The following is a 17,249-nucleotide window of genomic DNA, read 5'->3' as shown; positions in this document are numbered from 1 at the left end:
GTTCTAATAGTATCATTTCACCTTCCGATGAGGCAGAGAACGCCGATCCTTGCTAAGTAGCAATATCCGATGGGGAAGTAATGAGTTTCTGAGTTCAAATTCTCTGCTAGTTACCCACTCCTACTTCTCCCATTCTGCACTCAGGCGACGGAAATTATACTCACTAGCACTAGGGTGACAACTGACACAACCATTTATCTGCACAGGTCGAGGTAAATCGACTTTAGGGTGTAAAGCTTTAAAATAACGAGAATTTCTGACGCGATAGGGAGTTTCTTCGTCTGGTAGCTGGGAACGGGAAAAGGTAGAAAGATACCGCCAGACCAAAGTCCGTGGTGGATCAATTAAAGGCTTGATTTGTACACCATAATGCTGTGAGTCTTGTAGGAGATTCCGCCAAGTTTGACTAGGTAAAACAGCCGGTGGTAAACCAATGTGGCAAGTAGCACAATTTTCTAAATATAGTTCTTGTCCCAGTTGTTGTCCTGGGGGAATTACGTCAACAGTGCCAATTTCTGCTGTAGGTGTAGCACTGTGGGCGCTGGTTGCCAAGGCTAGTAACCAACCCATAGCCAGACTCCATGCCAGGATAATGAAAATTAAACCCAGAGGTCGGCGGTTGAGTGAACGAGTACGGGCTTTGCGTTTAACCAGATTTGACATTCCTCACATTCCCAAATACGTAGATGTGGCACTTGTAGCTCTATCATAAGACGTACTTAAGACAGTAATGAGTGGTTGTGAGTATCTTCAAATGTGAGCGTTAAATTTACTCACTATAAAAATCAGCTATGATATCTCGAATTTCAATAGCACCAATATCTTCTCGGTCAGACTTGGAATAAATTGTGAGTAGCAAAATACTTGTCGGTGATTCTAGTTGATAAATTAATCGATATCCAGCACTCTTACCTTTTTGGATATTAGTGTTGCGGACTCTCGCCTTGTAAACAACATTCTCCTCACCAATGCCCCCAATCCTATCTCCGACAAAGTTACCTTGTTGTAATTGTTCGATAATCGGTTGAACATCAGAGCGAATATTGCGAAATCTTTTGGCAAGGTCGCGCAAGTTTTGTTTATATTCAAGCGTTAAATCTATTAACACCAATGGCTGCTCATTCGGCATCAATTCCCTCCCACATTTGGGATAGGGGTATGCGTTTTCCTTCTTTAGCTTGCTGTAAGGCTCTCCGCAAGCTGGCTTTAATTTCCTCAACTGGTGTATCATCAGGGTCAGCTTCTTCTGCTTGCGCCTGTTCCGGAATCAAGACAATTACTCGCACCTGATGAGGGTAAGTTGTTCCCTGAATTGGCTGGTCTAGAATTAGATTTCCCTGAGAATCAATTGTGCCAGTAACTTCGATCGCCTTCATTTGTTTTCTACCTTGTTTTGTAGGCGATCCTAGCACGAGCAAATTCCAGTAAATTAAGGAATAGGTAGCGATCGCAATAACCTATCAACTATACTTCTAGCACTACGTCCACCCCTGGCAATTAGACGATGGCACAGGACATGAGGAGCGAGAAATTTCACATCATCAGGAATGGCATAATCACGCCCTAATAAGAAAGCTAATGCTTGGGTGGCTTTGTGTAAAGCTACCGTACCCCGTGGACTGACACCGAGGGTAATTTCCTCATCTTGGCGTGTAGACCTGACTAATTCCAAGATATATTGCTGTAAAACAGTTTCTACTTTGATTTGGGAACATATTTCTCGTAACTCTGCCACCTCTGCCAAAGTCAGACAAGGCTGTAAATCACCAACCTTGATACCATGTTGGAGATTTTGCAACATTTCTAGTTCTTCATCCACACCAGGATAACCCAAGCTTAAGGACAACATAAACCTGTCCATTTGAGCTTCTGGTAAAGGGAATGTACCCTGATACTCAACAGGGTTTTGTGTAGCAATCACAAAAAAAGGATGGGGGACTAGGCGGGAAACTCCATCAACAGTTACTTGTTGTTCTTCCATCACTTCCAACAAAGCCGATTGAGTGCGGGGTGTGGCGCGGTTGATTTCATCTGCTAAAACAACATTGGCAAACACCGGCCCAGGCATAAAACTGAATTCGCCGCTTTTGGGGTTCCAAATATTAGTGCCAGTAATATCCGTGGGTAGTAAATCAGGGGTGCATTGCAGTCGTTGAAATGTACCATCCAGTGAACGTGCCAGGGATTTAGCCAAGAGAGTTTTGCCAACTCCAGGGACATCTTCTAGTAAGGCATGACCACCCCCTAAAAGTGCCACTAATACTAAGCGGATAGCCTCGGTTTTGCCAACAATGGTACGGTTCAGATTTTGGGTTAAAGCGTCAATTTTTTCTCTCATGCACCACAGGTTCGGGGATTAGGGTATGGCAGGACTGATACAAGAGGAGGGGTGTAAGGGTGTAAGGGTTTAGGGGTGTAAGGGTTGTGAAAACTTATACTCCTAATCAAATCCACTCTTCGTGTGTCATTCCTCATATAAGAAACTGGAATGGAGAATAACCTATGCCTTATTCCCCACTCCTGTATTTACAGTGTTCCCACTTAGGCTAGTCAAAATTCAAAATTTAAAATTTATTCTGAATTCTGACTTCCAAGGTCTGTGGAACCTACCCATAAGGAACTTCCAGATAAAAAATATTCAGAATACTAAAGTGTAGATGTTCAAAAACCCCTACACCCCTACATCCCTAAACCCTTACACCCCTAAACTCCCACACCCCTATTCTCAATTCTCCCTTGACAAAATTTGTCTAGCGACAGTGGAGTCTTGTTGAATTTGCGCTTTTAAGGCTTCTAGAGACGGAAATTTTTGTTCTGGTCGCAGAAATTCCACTAACTGCACTACTAGTTCCTTGCCATATAAATCCCCAGACCAATCTAGAAGATGCACTTCTACCGATGAATAAGTACCATTAACTGTGGGGCGGTTGCCAATATTCATCACCCCCAAAATTTCCGGTGGTACATTAGCATCTGCGCTCTCACCGAGAATTTTGACACGGACGGCGTAAACTCCTTGACGGGGGACAAACTTATCTTTTGGTAGTTCCAGGTTGGCTGTAGGGAAGCCAATAGTCCTACCAAGTTGTTCGCCTTCAACCACTACGCCCATGAGAATGTAGGGTCGTCCTAAGAATCGATTGGCAGTTTTGATATCGCCAGTTTCTAGCGCTTGGCGAATTAATGAGGTACTAATAGGGGCATCTTCTAGAGACTCAAAGCTACCACAGTTGCCGTCTTCCAGAAATTGTCCATCAGAAGTTTGTAAAGGAACTATGCTAACAGGGATATGGTATTTGGCTGCAATTAACTGCAAGTCCCTGGCAGTACCACGGCGCTGTTTGCCAAAACAAAAATCTTGCCCGACGCTAATTCGTTGACAGCGTAGTTGTTGCACAAGAATTTTTTCGACAAACTCTTCCGGTGACAAGGCAGTTAATTCTTTGTCAAAGGGTAGTAGTACTAGTTGATCTACCCCAAGCGATCGCAATTGTTGTACTTTTTCATCTAGAGGAGTTAACCAAGTACGGGCTTGTCCTGTAAAAAACTCTTGGGGATGAGGACGAAAAGTGACAACTGTGGAGTATATCCGTTCTTGTGGTGCTGCTGGAGGGTTCGCTGATTGGGCTGATGAGTCTAGTGCATCTCCCCATGTTTGTGCGCTCCTAGTTGACTGCAAAACTGGTTGAATGACCCTTTGATGGCCAAGATGCACTCCATCAAATTTACCAAGAGCAACAGCCGTTGGCGTGAGAACCATTTCAGTTGTAGAAGCAACCCACACAGAACACCCATTTTGAGACAGATTTAGCACTTGGATTTTGGGATTTGAGGTTTATTTAACTATCAGCTCGTTGCACAATACCTTACAGGTAAAATCTGGCGCTGACAGTTCCTAATCACCAATCTAATCTAAAATCTACAATTACTCCGAGTGCAACTTTTACGCGGAAACATTACTAACGGGAAAAGATTCTGATAAGGGCGCCGACACAGGAACCTGTAGTACCATGCCTTCCCGCGCCATAATTGCCCCAGAAAACTGGGCAAAAGCTTGCGCGCCAATCTGATCTAAGAAATCATCATCATGGGCAGGATCATGGTGGAAGATAACTAAAGTTTTGACATTAGCGGCCTTTGCTATTTTGACAGCTTCTTGCCAAGTCGAATGTCCCCAACCAATTCTCGGCGATTTGGCAGAGTGATATTCTTCATCGGTATAGGTGGAATCATAAATGAGAATATCTGCATTTTTAGCCAACTTCAGGACATTTTCATCCAATTTATCTGGAAAATGTTCTGTATCTGTAATGTAAACGGCTGCACCACCACGCCAGTTAACTCGATAGCCTACGGCTTCACCTGGATGGTTGAGAGCTGCTGTTTCGACGGTAATATCGTTGATATGGATTGGTAGTCCTGGCTGCACGTCATGAAAATGCAGGTTTGCTTGCATGATTTGCAAAGGTACGGGAAAATTAGGGTGGAGCATTTGATCATTCAACCGTTGTTCCACAGTGGAACCATCAGGAGCGATCGCACCGTAAATATGAAAATTATTCCCTTTCACAAACCCAGGAACAAAGAAGGGGAAACCCTGCATATGATCCCAATGGGAATGAGTGAAAAACAGGTAAGCTTCTATAGGCATTTGGCGCAATAAAGATTGCCCCAAAACGTGTAACCCTGTACCACCATCAAAAATTAGACGTTTGCCTGCCACCTGCATTTCAACACAAGGTGTATTACCACCATAGCGGACTGTATGTGGACCAGGACAGGGGATGCTGCCACGAACTCCCCAAAATTGCACAGTAAATTGGTTCTCTATCCTTGACATGGGTATTTTCTGCTGGACTGAGCGGTCTATTTACTCACAAGTGTGTTACTTGTTTTGTGAAATTTATACTGTTTTACCGTAGGAGATAGAGAATAGAGTTGTTGGTAAAACAGCATACTTTGTTTTCGGTAGATGTTGTCAACCAGGTGAGGTAATACAAGGCGTTTACCTCATGATTCCCAGCATTTATGTATCACTAATAGCAAGAATGCTCATAACTTTATAGCCTAAATTTTGCTGTGTTGCACTGGGGATTGGGGATTGGGTACTGGGGATTGGGTACTGGGGATTGGGGACTGGGGATTGGGGATTGGGGATACTGGCAAGTGTATGTTTTTTACCAAGCAGTGAGTTATAACGCTCAGACTAACGGGAGAATAATCATTTCACTAACCCCTACACCCTTAAACCCCTACACCCCTATACCCTTAAACCCCTACACCCCTATTTAAGACAGAGGAAAATTCCAATTCGATAATTTATCTAATGCACTGGCATAGGTGAGGTTGTATTGCAGTGGGGTGATGCTGATGTAGTTATCTTTGACTGCATGAACATCAATGGGTACATTTTGGGGCAGATTTAAACCTTCTGGGGGTTCCACTTCCTCTAAAACTTCCCCAGTTAACCAGTAGTAAGTTTTGCCACGAGGATCGGTGCGCTTGTCGAAAACATCGACGTAGCGCCGTACCCCTTGACGGGTGAGTTTAACGCCGGCGATTTCTTCCCATTCCACAGGGGGGATATTAACGTTGAGTAACATCAAATCTGGTATGGGTTTGGCAGCGAGTTGCTCTACTAGAATGGTGGCAAACTTTGCCGCAGGCTGAAAATTTCGGGAAATGTGGCTAGTTAGGCTAAAAGCGATGCTGGGAACACCTTCAATCATTCCTTCCATCGCCGCAGAAACTGTACCAGAATACAAAATTTCTGTGCCTAAATTGGCACCTTGATTAATCCCAGAGAGGACTAAATCAGGGGGAGAATCCAATAAAGCCCAAAGTGCCAGTTTCACGCAATCGGAGGGAGTACCATCACAAGCCCAAGCTTTAATCGCGGGGTGAAAAATTGACTCGACAATTTCGGCGCGAATCGGTTGATGTAAAGTCAGTCCATGACCAGTAGCCGATCGCTCCCTATCTGGACAAACTACAGTTACATCATGGCCAGCCTCGGCTAAGGCGTTAGCCAAAGTACGAATACCTAAGGCGGAAATGCCGTCATCATTGCTAATCAGTAATTTCATAGTTTAGTTGTCAGTGGTTAGTTGTCAGTTGTCAATAGCTATTTTCGTCTTTTGACTTTCAGCACCTATGCCTGATCGCCTTTAAACTGGTAAACAGAAGTATGGTTTGATAGTGTGGCGTTGACTCATTAATTCCACATTGCTAATGTTAATTGTCCTTTGTCAGTTGTTTATTTTTTGCTACTGACCACTGACTACTGACCACTGACTAATAACTATTGACTAATGACTAGCAACTTAGAAGCTCAACTTTTAGCATTGCGGCAGGAAGGAGAACAGGCGATCGCCGCCGCCGATACCCTCGAACGTCTGGAGGAACTCAGAGTTAGTTATCTGGGCAAGAAAGGGCAATTGGGGGCTTTGTTGCGAAGCATGGGGCAGATGAGTGCGGAGGAACGACCGAAAATTGGAGCGATCGCCAATACTGTTAAGGAAGCCCTACAAGCTAGTTTAGACAAGCAACGCGAATCTTTAGAATCTGCCCAAATTCAGGCACAGCTTGACGCGGAAACCCTTGATGTCACTATGCCTGGTATTTATAAGCCTCAAGGACGTATTCACCCCCTAAATGGCATTATTGACCGGGCGCTAGATGTTTTTGTGGGCTTGGGCTACACCGTAGCGCAAGGGTTAGAGATGGAGACAGATTACTACAATTTTGAAGCTCTCAACACCCCACCAGACCACCCCGCCCGTGATATGCAGGATACTTTCTACCTCCCAGATGGTAATCTCCTACGTACTCACACCTCATCGGTGCAAATTCGTTATATGGAAAAAGAGGAACCACCAATTCACATTGTGGCTCCTGGGCGAGTTTATCGGCGAGATAATGTAGATGCTACCCACTCAGCAGTTTTCCATCAAATTGAGTTGTTAGCTATTGATGAGGGACTAACTTTTACCGACCTCAAAGGCACTATTAAAGTGTTCTTGCAAGCTATGTTTGGTGATTTACCAATTCGCTTCCGTGCCAGTTACTTCCCATTTACTGAACCCTCAGCTGAGGTAGATTTGCAGTGGAATGGGCGCTGGTTGGAAGTGATGGGTTGCGGTATGGTTGATCCCAATGTGATGAAATCCGTAGGTTATGACCCAGAAATTTATACTGGGTTTGCAGCTGGTTTCGGTGTCGAACGCTTTGCAATGGTGTTACACCAAATCGACGATATCCGTCGTTTATATGCTAGTGATTTGCGGTTTTTGCGTCAGTTTTAAAAAATCATAATCAAGAGTTAAGAGTTAGGAATTAATCTAAATTCCAACTTTTAACTCCTCTAAAAATATAATTAGAACTTATACTGTTTCTTGATGTAGCTTGCCTGGCGTAGCCATAGATGCACTTTATTCTGTACTGTAAAGACGTTGCGTGCAACGTCTCTAAATCATTTATTTTGTGTGTATAATGAATCGCATTTTGATATTTGGCAATTCCGGTTCGGGAAAAAGCACTTTAGCACAGAAGCTGGGACAAAATCTTTGTATTCCAATTCTCGACCTCGATACTATTGCATGGGAACCAAATCAAATTGCTGTACGCCGTTCTCATGCAGATGCAGCAAAAGATTTACTAGAATTTATCCAAAATAATAATACTTGGATAATTGAAGGCTGCTATAGTAGCCTCATAGAAATTGCTCTAGAATTTGCTACTGAAATCTATTTTCTCAACCCTGGCATCGATAAATGTTTACAAAACAACAGCAATCGACCTTGGGAACCTCATAAGTTCAAATCATCTGAAGAACAAACTAAAACTTTTGAGTTTCTTCAAAATTGGATTCAACAATATGAAACCCGTAATGATGAATTTGGTTATTCATCTCATCGCGCATTATGGGATAAATTTAAGGGCAAAAAGAATGAGCTTACTGGATGAGTTAATTTCGGCAATTATCGCAATGTCCACAACGCCAGTTATTTGCTTCTTTATCAAACCCAAAAGCATTTAATAAAAATTGCCAGCGACATTGTTTAGTATTTAAATATTGAGTCATTTGTTTAGTAGCTTGCAATTGTGTTGATGGCTGACTTTTGGCCTTGTGTTCTATTTTGTAATTGAAAGGATCTAGCCAGTTTAATTGACCACTGCTGTGGAGTAAAGCGAGTGCTACAGCACTATCGGGAAATTGTTTGCTGATGGCGTTAACTTCTCCTTGCTGTGGTAATTTTTTGATGAGTTGCTGGGCTTTTTGTTGTTGCGATCGCATTTTCTCTTGAAAAAACTGCTGTCTTTGTTTATCATCTGGGTCTAGCCACCCTGTAGGTTCACTCACCAATGTCAGCGCCTCGGCTGGTTTACCATCCCTTCCCGCACGACCAATTTCTTGCACATATTCAGACAATAGGTGTGGTGAGTGATAATGGATAACCCAGCGCACATCTGGCTTGTTAATCCCCATCCCAAAAGCGCAGGTACACACCACAAAGGGAATTTTCTCGCCTAACCACTTGGCTTCTACTTCCCGGCGTTCTCCTGCGCCTAATCCAGCATGATAACTAGCTGTGGCGTAACCCATTTGTGACAGCCATACAGCTAAATCTTCACTATCTCTTCTGGTGCGGACGTAAATTAATCCTGCTTGTTGGGGTCGATTTTGAATAAATTTGATTAAATGCTGTTTCCTACCCTTTGGTGTCCAAGCAATGCGGACAGTAGGATGCAAATTAGGACGGTAAGGATTGAGGCGAAAAATATCTGGTTGCTGTAATTGTAAAACTGTTTGAATCGTTTGTTGTGCAGAGGGGTCAGCCGTAGCCGTAAACGCAGCAATACTGATTTTAGTTCCTGGTGGTTTATGTTTGAGCAATGCAGGTCTAACAGCCCCTAGTCTGCGGTAAGCCGGGCGAAATGTTTCACCCCACTGCACTAAACAATGGGCTTCATCTAAAATTAGGCCATTTATTTGCACTTGCGGCTGACATAATCTTTCCCAAACTGGTGGACTTAATAAAGTTTCGGGAGATAAATATAATAATCTTAGCTGTTGTTTTTCTAATGCTTGTAGAGTTATGCGGCGTTGAAATGTGGACAACTCACTATGCAATAGTGCTGCTTTTTGTTGGCGTTGGAGTAGTTCTTGCACTTGATTCTCCATCAACGCCACCAACGGGGAAACTACCAAAGTTAAACCTGTTTGTAGTAGTGCAGGTAATTGAAAACAAATTGATTTACCGCCCCCGGTAGGCATAATAATTAGTGCATCTTTTTGGGATAATAAACTGCTAACAATTTCCCCTTGTGGTGAACGAAAATCTTCGTAACCCCAAATCTCTTTAAAAGTAGTCCGAACTTCTTCCCAAGCCTTTATTTTCTGAGGATTCATGAAGGTAGTAGATGCAATATTTTTGAATTTACACTCTACTATCTAGATATTGGTTCAGTAATTTTCTCAGATATTACTGACAGTTTCTATGGCAAATATTTCTGTTGACAATTCTCCTTGGGCAACTTTTGTGACAGAAGCAGTCATAGAGATATGAAAATCATCTTTAATTTGAATTAAAATGTCTCCCCCAGGCATTTTGACAATAATTTCAGAGTCACACAAACCAAGTTTATGTGCAGTAGCCGCCGCCGCACTACTACTACTACCTGAAGCTAAAGTGTAACCTGCTCCTCTTTCCCAAATTTCAATTTGAATAGTGCTTCTATCTAAAACTTTCATAAACTGCACATTAGTGCGATTGGGGAAAAGAGGAAAAACTTCAAATATTGGGCCAAAATTTCTGGCAATATCGGAATTGATGTCATCTAAAAGAATTACACAGTGTGGATTACCTATTGTGGCTGCACAAAATGTAAAAATGCCTTCATCAAGAAAGATTTTTTCTTGAATTACTTCTCTGTCATCGCCAACAACTGGAATATCACGACTCCAAAAACTGACTTTCCCCATCTCTACTTGGACTGTTTTACCTGCATCTTTGATCACAGATTCCACTATTCCACCCGCAGTTTCAATTGAGAATTGCTTTTGGTTAACCAGTCCCGTATCCCAAAGGTAACGGGAGAAAATCCGCAGTCCATTACCGCTTTTCTCTGCTTCACTTCCGTCGGGGTTGAAAATGCGTAAAGCAAATTGTGCTTTTGTTGATGCTAAAGGCCCCAATAAAATACCATCAGATCCAATGCCAAAATTCCGATGGCAAATTATTTTAATTTTTTCAGGTGTTAAGGTAAATTTTAAATCCTGAGGATTGATAACTAAATAATCGTTACCAAGAGCATGATATTTGTAGAACTTCATTCGTTGAAGTAAATAATTAGGAGAAATAAATAAACCCAACTTGTAATGAGTTGGGTTTATTTTAAGTTTTATGCTGTTACTTCTGTTTGCTTGTCTTGAGTCTGCAAGGATGCGTATAAACGATTTAGAGCGTTAACGTAGGCTTGTGCAGAGGCGACGATGATATCGGTGTTGGCTGCATGACCGGAAAATACGCGTGATTCATAGCGCAAACGAATTGTCACTTCCCCAATTGCATCTATCCCTGCTGTGACTGACTGTACAGAGAACTCAATTAATTGGTTGGGGACGTTGACCACGCGGTTAATTGCTTTATATACCGCGTCTACTGGCCCTGTACCAATGGCTGCGTCGGTGAGTTCTTCGCCGTCTGGGGTGCGGAGGGTGACTGTTGCTGTTGGACGTGCATTGCTACCGCAGGAAACTTGTACCAACTCTACCCGGAATAAATCAGGGGCTTGCTGGATTTCGTCATTAACAATTGCTTCCAAGTCCCAATCAGAAATTTCTTTCTTTTTATCGGCGACTTCTTTGAATTTGACGAAGGCTTTATTTAACTCGGTTTCTGATAGTTCAAAACCTAATTCTTTCAAGCGGGTACGGAAAGCATTACGCCCAGAATGTTTGCCTAAAACTATTTGATTGTCTGTTAAGCCAATCAATTGGGCATCCATGATTTCGTAGGTGAGTTTATTTTTCAAAACTCCATCTTGGTGAATTCCTGATTCATGGGCAAAGGCGTTAGCCCCAACGATCGCCTTGTTGGGTTGTACTAACATTCCTGTTAAATTAGAAACCAAGCGTGAGGTTTTATATATTTGCTTGGTGTCAATATTGGTGAGTGGTTCTTCCGAATCTGGGTGTCTACCTAAGAAGGGATTAAAGTATTGTCTGCGGACGTGCATCGCCATTACCAATTCTTCTAAGGCGGCGTTTCCTGCCCTTTCACCAATACCATTGATGGTGCATTCTAATTGTCTAGCGCCATTTTTGACTGCTTCTAAGAAGTTGGCAACTGCCAAGCCTAAATCATTGTGTCCGTGAACAGAAATAATTGCTTGGTCGATGTTGGGGACATTATCTTTAATGCCCTTAATTATTGCCCCAAATTCGCTTGGTGTGGTGTAACCAACAGTATCGGGAATGTTAATTGTTGTTGCACCGGCGGCGATCGCTCGCTCTAAAACCTGATACAAAAATTCTGGGTCTGAACGTCCAGCATCTTCCGGGGAAAATTCCACATCATCGGTGAAACTTTTGGCATAAGCTACCATTTCTTCGGCGATCGCAATCACTTCTGGTCTGGTTTTTTTCAGCTTGTACTGGAGGTGAATATCTGAAGTAGCAATAAAGGTGTGAATCCTGCCTTTAGCTGCTGGTTTAATCGCTTCGGCTGCCGCTTTGATATCATCATGCTTAGCTCTTGCCAAACTGCAAATTACCGGGCCATTTTCCGTCCCTACAGTTTGGGCAATTTTATGGACTGCTTCAAAATCCCCAGGGCTAGCAAAAGCGAAACCTGCCTCTATGATATCTACACCTAAGCGGGCTAACTGTTTGGCGATCGCTAGCTTTTCATCTATGTTCAGTGTTGCGCCCGGACACTGTTCTCCGTCACGGAGTGTTGTATCAAAAATGATAATTCTCTCTGGTTTAGTAGTCATTTTGGCTATTTGTTTAGTTGTACGTTTTGCTTAAAATATCTAGAACCTAAGTTTTTGTAGTTTTAATTTTGTAAATAATTGCTAAGGATATTAACCTTCTGCTTTTTCTATACGGTCTCTAATATCATTTAAGTCTATATATCTATCCGTAGCATTACGTAATTCCCTAGCTATCATTCCTTCTGTTGATACTACTGTGATGTGTGTATTTTTTGAACGTAATAATTCAATTGCTCTTTCAAAATCACCATCACCACTAAATAGAACTACTCGGTCGTACTGGTCTACCGTATTAAACATATCAACGACAATTTCAATATCTAAATTAGCTTTTTGTGAGTAACGACCGGACGAATCATCATAATATTCTTTGAGTATTTTAGTCCTAACTGTATACCCTAAACTAATGAGAGCATCTCGAAAACCTCGTTGATCTTGGGGGTCTTTTAACCCAGTGTACCAAAATGCGTTAATTAATGTTGTTTCTGATTGCTCGTTTTTGAAGTATTCTAAAACCCGTCTTGGATCAAAAAACCACCCATTTTTTTGTTGAGCATAGAACATATTGTTTCCGTCTACAAAAATAGACAGACGATTCATTGGGGAACCCATAGAAAAATACACCTAATATATAGTAAAGAATTTAGAATGGACAATAGATTATAGCAATTCTCATTTGATAAATTGACTAATAGCTCTAGCGAAACTTTTCATGTATAGATTTTATCTTACCTCTTTCAATGTCTAAAATTAGGAACAATATAGGAATTCATCTGCTGGTTGTTGAACATTTTAACTCCCAACACTATGAGAAACACCCTGTAATCAAAATCTACCAATAAAATCGGCACAGTAACAGGATTGTTTGCTATCCATCTATCAAGTTTACTTCTAAAGAGGTAAGGCATAGGTCTGAAGATAGGAGATTGGGGAAGTACCATATATCGATTGTGCAATTAACAATAAAGCTGAGCGAAAAATACCAATTCTGTATAAGCGGTATAGGTAGCAGGTAAGAGGCCAAGAATTAGGGGTGAGAAGCTAGGGTCTAATATTGTTTACTCAACAGAGGCTAGGTTAACAGTATTTTTTCCAGTCAGCCATTTCCGGAAAAATCCTCTGACTCAGCATGAAAAAATCTTTGATCTCCACCCTATGTCCTTTCACTTATTCCCTATTATTCAGACTTTACACACAACTAAAGGAGAAAAATCTGTGTTTTCTAGTGTTTAACCTTTAATCTCTAGTCCCTATCATCTTGACTGAGTGGAGATTGTTTAACACAAGTTTGGCGCAGAATAAAATTTATATTACAAATGTATAAGATTATCATTTAAGTTCTGATTTCAATGTGGTTGTAGTATAAATGAAACTAAATAAATAAAAAAATTGTACTTAAACCAATTATTAACACGATATGGCAGAAGAACCTACAGAAAAAGTCAACAAAAAAAATGGGTCTACTGCCAATATAGCGTCAAATAAAACAACCAAAGCCACTTTAACAGCAGCAGCACGCCAGTCTCAGCGTCTGGTACGTTTAGGAAACATACTCACTGTTGCTTTAACAATGGGTGCAGCTTTGTTGACAACTTCTGGCTTAAGTTTAGTGCAGTTGCTGGAAAATCAAGCAATATCTGCATTTTTTCAAATCAGAGGACCACTTATCCCGCCAGAGGACATAGTGATCTTAGCAATTGACGATCAGTCCATATCAGTACCCGAACAATACTATAGAACATATCCACAGAAATATGCCTACCTAGAACCACTGAGTAAGTTTCCTTTTAAGCGTGTTGCCTATGCTCAGGTAGTGGAAAAATTGATGCAGGCTGGGGCTAAATCTGTTGCGTTGGATGTGGTTTTTGATCTACCTGGAAGCTACGGAAATGAGGACGATCGCCAACTGCAAGCAGTATTACAGAAATATAGCGGCAAGGTGACATTAGCGGCACAATACGAAACTTCTCAGTCCCACCAGGGATTCTTTACTCAATTGAGGTTACCCTATGAAAAATTCCGTCACGATGATTCGTCAATAGGTACAGTAAATTTTCCTGTAGAGGTGGATGGCAAAATACATCGCTTAGGTAGTGAATTGACAAAGATATTAGGCGAAGTTGATGCCCTCACAGATAAAATTCCATCCTTTGACCAAGCAGTGTTGGCAACAGCAAAGGTAAAGTATCCTCGTTCACCAGGAGAACGCATTTATTTTTGGGGACCGTCTGGTACATTTACCACGATTCCCTTTTGGCACGTCCTCGACCCGCAAAACTGGAATACTTATTTACAGCAAGGGCAAGTATTTCAAAACAAAATCGTCATTATTGGTGCAACTGCCCAGTTAGCAAATGATTATCATGGTGTAGCGGTTAGTAGCGCTTGGTTATCGTCTGAAAAAATGTCAGGAGTAGAAATTCACGCCAATGCGATCGCCACCTTGATGGAAGGTAAAGCGATCGCCCAAGCGATTCCAAGTCAATCTCTGCAAGCTTTGTTTGTGTTGGTATTAGTTGGTGGTACATCTTTTATCATTACCAGAAGCAAAAGCGGACTTCAGCGATTTATTTTAAGTTTGGCTGTCGCCAGTGGTTGGGGTAGTATTAGCTATATCAGCTTTGTTTATGCACAGTTGCTATTTCCTACAGCTATACCAATGTTGGCGATCGCCTTTTGTGGCATATCTTATCTGGGAACAGAAGTAGCTAAAGAAAAAATCCGGACTCGCCAAATAGTCGATATATTTCAGAAATATAAAACTTCTCCTGTTGTTCAGGAAATTATTAGCCAACAACAAGAACTACAAGACTTATTACAACAAAGAAATGTAGCCGTATCGGGAAAAATCCTCAGTGGACGTTACAAAATTCTCAAGGTACTGGGTTACGGTGGATTTAGTGAAACATATATTGCTGAAGATACCCAGCGTCCAGGTAATCCGCAATGTGTAGTTAAGCAACTTAAACCAGTCAACACCCAGGCAAAAGGATTGCAACTAGCTAGGCGCTTGTTTAATCTAGAAGCACAAAGTTTAGAAAAATTGGGTTCATACCAGCAAATACCCCAACTTTTGGCTTATTTTGAACAAGAAGCAGAATTTTATTTAGTTCAAGAATATATTATTGGTCATCCTCTCAACCAGGAATTGCCATCAGGTAGAAGTATTAGTGAAGCAGAGACGGTGGCAATTATTAGGGAAATACTGGAAATATTAGTATTCGTTCATGAAAATGGTGTAATTCATCGAGATATTAAACCCAGCAATATTATTCGCAGACACTCAGACCACAAATTAGTCTTAATTGACTTTGGTGCAGTCAAAGAAATTTCCTTACCCCAAGCAAACAATCAAGAGCCACTACCCTTTACTATTGGTATTGGTACTAAAGGTTACGCACCCAGTGAACAATGTTTCGGCCGTCCTCAATACAATAGCGATATCTATGCAGTCGGCATGATTGGTATTAAAGCCTTAACAGGTATCGCCCCCCACGATCTTCCCAGAGATGAGGATGAGGAAATAAAATGGAGAGATAAGGCACTCGTTAGCCAGGGCTTTGCACAAATTTTGAGCAAAATGGTGCGGGAAGATTTTAAACAGCGTTATCAGTCTGCATCAGCAGTTTTAGCAGCACTTAATAAATTAGCCAATACCCCAGATAAAAACTTCGGACAGCAAAATGACTCATCAATGAACACAATCATATCCATAGATGAGTCAGATTTTCCGACCGCACATTGGCCTTGAATTAATTGGGGATTTAACTATACCAAGATTCTTCCTTGGCTTTATCGCTGAATAAACCCAACAAGGGCCCCAGGAGTGCGCCGAAAATAAAGCCACCAGCATGGGCCCAGTAGGCAATACCACCACTTTCCATCCCGATGTTAGTGCGTGTTTGTAAACCAGCAAGTCCGTAAAACGATTGTTGCAGGAACCAAAAACCTAAAAAGAAGTATGCAGGAACACGGAAAGTTGGAAAGAAGAAACCTAAAGGAACTACACCGAGAATTTCGGCGTTGGGAAAACGCAGGATGTATGCACCCATCACACCAGCGATCGCCCCACTAGCACCCAAAGAAGGAATGCTAGAATCTTGAGAGAAGTACCATTGGGTTAAAGACGCTAAAACCCCACAAGCCAGATAAAACAGCAAATATCTGGCATGACCAAGTTTTTCTTCTACATTGTTACCAAAAATCCATAGGAACAACATATTCCCAGCTAGGTGTAGAAAGCCACCGTGCAGAAATTGGGAAGTAATCAAAGTTGCCCACTCTGGTACTGGTTGATGCACAGAAACACCAGCAAAACTTAAACTCAGTTCTCGCGGAACAACAGCCGCCAAATGCAAAAACCCATCTAATGCTTGGGGAGGAAGGCTAGCTTCATACAAAAAAGCGAGGACATTGGCAGCAATTAGCCCATAAGTCACATAAGGCGTAATTGTTACAGGATTATTATCTCTAATGGGAACCACTGGCGTTTTTCCTGATTTTTCAGTCACTAGAACCACAGTAGTAAATTTTGCTAGTATTTTCTTCTAGCTAGTGGATGAATATGAGTTAAACGGTATCACGATTTAAAATATCGCCCATCTAATACCAATCGGAAAAAAGAATGAGACAAATAAACCATCTGTAGAGACGCGATGAATCGCGTCTTCTTCACTGTTGGCAGTTAACCGTTAGCAGTCAAATCATGGTTATGTAATAAATTGACAATTATAGGAAACAGCTGCTTGACCACAATACTGGTGTTGTTCATCCAGCAGATTCCAGATGATACCGTCTTGCATATAAAAGCGTTTGCCAGTGCTGGTAATGCGTACACCAGAGTAGTAACTAAAACCTTGAGTTGCTGCTTCTGCTAACAGGCGATCGCGTTCTTGTTGTACTATCTCCTCAGCACTCTTGCGCGAAGGCATTTTCGTAAATTCATCCCAAGACAGTTCCCATAGTTCTAAAGCTTTGCGATTACCGTAGTTAAAAATCGGGTCTGGTTCCGTACCATGAGAAACTAAGACAAATGGTGCTTCAAATAATGCCAATGCTATTTCATCAGGTGATCCATGCACATCTAGTAATAAATTTCCTGTCCAATGCTGAAAACTTTTAATTAAGCGTTGACTGTGGCGAATAATTACGTATTGTTCCCCAGGATATTCTTTCAAACCAGACATAGATCAATATAAATTGAACACCAAGAACCCAGTATGACATAACAAGCTATCTTTCCCCCCTCT

Annotated in this window: 16 protein-coding genes; 3 read left to right on the top strand and 13 right to left on the bottom strand. The window is 41.7% G+C overall.

All coding sequences use genetic code 11. The features are described 5' to 3' along the window. Positions 1 to 120 precede the first annotated feature (120 nt). The 7 genes from ACM5QX_RS02170 to surE form a co-directional block, all read right to left on the bottom strand. On the bottom strand, positions 121 to 663 hold the full coding sequence (locus ACM5QX_RS02170; protein WP_414752173.1) for a cytochrome C: 543 nt from the start codon (positions 661 to 663) through the stop codon (positions 121 to 123). A gap of 106 nt (positions 664 to 769) precedes the next feature. Next, on the bottom strand, positions 770 to 1,129 hold the full coding sequence (locus ACM5QX_RS02165; protein WP_414752172.1) for a type II toxin-antitoxin system RelE/ParE family toxin: 360 nt from the start codon (positions 1,127 to 1,129) through the stop codon (positions 770 to 772). Then, positions 1,119 to 1,376, bottom strand: coding sequence for a hypothetical protein (locus ACM5QX_RS02160; protein WP_414752249.1), 258 nt, complete (start codon positions 1,374 to 1,376; stop codon positions 1,119 to 1,121). The genes ACM5QX_RS02165 and ACM5QX_RS02160 overlap by 11 nt, the downstream gene beginning before the upstream one ends. A gap of 53 nt (positions 1,377 to 1,429) precedes the next feature. After that, complete coding sequence (locus ACM5QX_RS02155) at positions 1,430 to 2,338, bottom strand: AAA family ATPase (protein ID WP_414752171.1); 909 nt, start codon at positions 2,336 to 2,338, stop codon at positions 1,430 to 1,432. Between the two features lie 387 nt (positions 2,339 to 2,725). Beyond that, positions 2,726 to 3,784, bottom strand: a complete 1,059-nt coding sequence (locus ACM5QX_RS02150) for a bifunctional riboflavin kinase/FAD synthetase (protein WP_414752170.1) — start codon at positions 3,782 to 3,784, stop codon at positions 2,726 to 2,728. Between the two features lie 159 nt (positions 3,785 to 3,943). Next, positions 3,944 to 4,840 carry an MBL fold metallo-hydrolase gene (locus tag ACM5QX_RS02145; RefSeq protein ID WP_414752169.1) on the bottom strand — a complete coding sequence of 299 codons (897 nt, stop codon included), beginning with the start codon at positions 4,838 to 4,840 and terminating at the stop codon, positions 3,944 to 3,946. Between the two features lie 448 nt (positions 4,841 to 5,288). Then, complete coding sequence (surE, locus tag ACM5QX_RS02140) at positions 5,289 to 6,086, bottom strand: 5'/3'-nucleotidase SurE (protein WP_414752168.1); 798 nt, start codon at positions 6,084 to 6,086, stop codon at positions 5,289 to 5,291. A 225-nt stretch (positions 6,087 to 6,311) separates the two neighbouring features. Here surE and pheS point away from each other — a divergent pair, with 225 nt between their 5' ends. Continuing rightward, positions 6,312 to 7,304 carry a phenylalanine--tRNA ligase subunit alpha gene (gene pheS, locus ACM5QX_RS02135; protein ID WP_011318904.1) on the top strand — a complete coding sequence of 331 codons (993 nt, stop codon included), beginning with the start codon at positions 6,312 to 6,314 and terminating at the stop codon, positions 7,302 to 7,304. A gap of 187 nt (positions 7,305 to 7,491) precedes the next feature. Then, a complete protein-coding gene (locus ACM5QX_RS02130) occupies positions 7,492 to 7,965 on the top strand; it encodes a shikimate kinase (RefSeq protein ID WP_414752167.1) in 474 nt (157 codons plus the stop codon). Between the two features lies 1 nt (position 7,966). Here ACM5QX_RS02130 and ACM5QX_RS02125 read toward each other — a convergent pair whose 3' ends face one another. From ACM5QX_RS02125 to ACM5QX_RS02110, 4 genes are all read right to left on the bottom strand, one after another. Next, positions 7,967 to 9,412 carry a RecQ family ATP-dependent DNA helicase gene (locus tag ACM5QX_RS02125; RefSeq protein ID WP_414752166.1) on the bottom strand — a complete coding sequence of 482 codons (1,446 nt, stop codon included), beginning with the start codon at positions 9,410 to 9,412 and terminating at the stop codon, positions 7,967 to 7,969. Positions 9,413 to 9,478: 66 nt separating this feature from the next. Beyond that, positions 9,479 to 10,336, bottom strand: a complete 858-nt coding sequence (gene dapF, locus ACM5QX_RS02120) for a diaminopimelate epimerase (protein WP_414752165.1) — start codon at positions 10,334 to 10,336, stop codon at positions 9,479 to 9,481. A 68-nt stretch (positions 10,337 to 10,404) separates the two neighbouring features. Then, positions 10,405 to 12,000, bottom strand: a complete 1,596-nt coding sequence (locus ACM5QX_RS02115) for a 2-isopropylmalate synthase (RefSeq protein ID WP_414752164.1) — start codon at positions 11,998 to 12,000, stop codon at positions 10,405 to 10,407. A 90-nt stretch (positions 12,001 to 12,090) separates the two neighbouring features. Beyond that, positions 12,091 to 12,612: an NYN domain-containing protein gene (locus ACM5QX_RS02110; RefSeq protein WP_011318899.1), complete on the bottom strand. Its 522-nt coding sequence runs from the start codon at positions 12,610 to 12,612 to the stop codon at positions 12,091 to 12,093. Between the two features lie 805 nt (positions 12,613 to 13,417). Here ACM5QX_RS02110 and ACM5QX_RS02105 point away from each other — a divergent pair. Next, positions 13,418 to 15,751, top strand: coding sequence for a CHASE2 domain-containing protein (locus ACM5QX_RS02105; protein ID WP_414752163.1), 2,334 nt, complete (start codon positions 13,418 to 13,420; stop codon positions 15,749 to 15,751). A 13-nt stretch (positions 15,752 to 15,764) separates the two neighbouring features. Here the strand turns inward: ACM5QX_RS02105 and ACM5QX_RS02100 are convergent, their stop codons facing one another. Then, complete coding sequence (locus ACM5QX_RS02100) at positions 15,765 to 16,484, bottom strand: rhomboid family intramembrane serine protease (protein ID WP_011318897.1); 720 nt, start codon at positions 16,482 to 16,484, stop codon at positions 15,765 to 15,767. Between the two features lie 225 nt (positions 16,485 to 16,709). Next, positions 16,710 to 17,186 carry an MEKHLA domain-containing protein gene (locus tag ACM5QX_RS02095; protein ID WP_414752162.1) on the bottom strand — a complete coding sequence of 159 codons (477 nt, stop codon included), beginning with the start codon at positions 17,184 to 17,186 and terminating at the stop codon, positions 16,710 to 16,712. Positions 17,187 to 17,249: the final 63 nt, after the last annotated feature.

This window comes from Anabaena sp. CCY 9910 (assembly GCF_963920875.1).
GTDB lineage: Bacteria > Cyanobacteriota > Cyanobacteriia > Cyanobacteriales > Nostocaceae > Trichormus > Trichormus variabilis.
Note: the sequence above shows the minus strand (reverse complement) of the source record. Positions and strands in the feature narration are given on the sequence as shown.

Bases quoted from the DNA above. Each gene is read 5' to 3' on its own strand.
- pheS (WP_011318904.1), top strand. From the start codon at position 6,312: ATGACTAGCAACTTAGAAGCTCAACTTTTAGCATTGCGGCAGGAAGGA.
- ACM5QX_RS02115 (WP_414752164.1), bottom strand. From the start codon at position 12,000: ATGACTACTAAACCAGAGAGAATTATCATTTTTGATACAACACTCCGT.
- ACM5QX_RS02145 (WP_414752169.1), bottom strand. From the start codon at position 4,840: ATGTCAAGGATAGAGAACCAATTTACTGTGCAATTTTGGGGAGTTCGT.
- dapF (WP_414752165.1), bottom strand. From the start codon at position 10,336: ATGAAGTTCTACAAATATCATGCTCTTGGTAACGATTATTTAGTTATC.
- ACM5QX_RS02170 (WP_414752173.1), bottom strand. From the start codon at position 663: ATGTCAAATCTGGTTAAACGCAAAGCCCGTACTCGTTCACTCAACCGC.
- ACM5QX_RS02160 (WP_414752249.1), bottom strand. From the start codon at position 1,376: ATGAAGGCGATCGAAGTTACTGGCACAATTGATTCTCAGGGAAATCTA.
- ACM5QX_RS02125 (WP_414752166.1), bottom strand. From the start codon at position 9,412: ATGAATCCTCAGAAAATAAAGGCTTGGGAAGAAGTTCGGACTACTTTT.
- ACM5QX_RS02155 (WP_414752171.1), bottom strand. From the start codon at position 2,338: ATGAGAGAAAAAATTGACGCTTTAACCCAAAATCTGAACCGTACCATT.
- ACM5QX_RS02165 (WP_414752172.1), bottom strand. From the start codon at position 1,129: ATGCCGAATGAGCAGCCATTGGTGTTAATAGATTTAACGCTTGAATAT.
- surE (WP_414752168.1), bottom strand. From the start codon at position 6,086: ATGAAATTACTGATTAGCAATGATGACGGCATTTCCGCCTTAGGTATT.
- ACM5QX_RS02095 (WP_414752162.1), bottom strand. From the start codon at position 17,186: ATGTCTGGTTTGAAAGAATATCCTGGGGAACAATACGTAATTATTCGC.
- ACM5QX_RS02130 (WP_414752167.1), top strand. From the start codon at position 7,492: ATGAATCGCATTTTGATATTTGGCAATTCCGGTTCGGGAAAAAGCACT.
- ACM5QX_RS02110 (WP_011318899.1), bottom strand. From the start codon at position 12,612: ATGGGTTCCCCAATGAATCGTCTGTCTATTTTTGTAGACGGAAACAAT.
- ACM5QX_RS02105 (WP_414752163.1), top strand. From the start codon at position 13,418: ATGGCAGAAGAACCTACAGAAAAAGTCAACAAAAAAAATGGGTCTACT.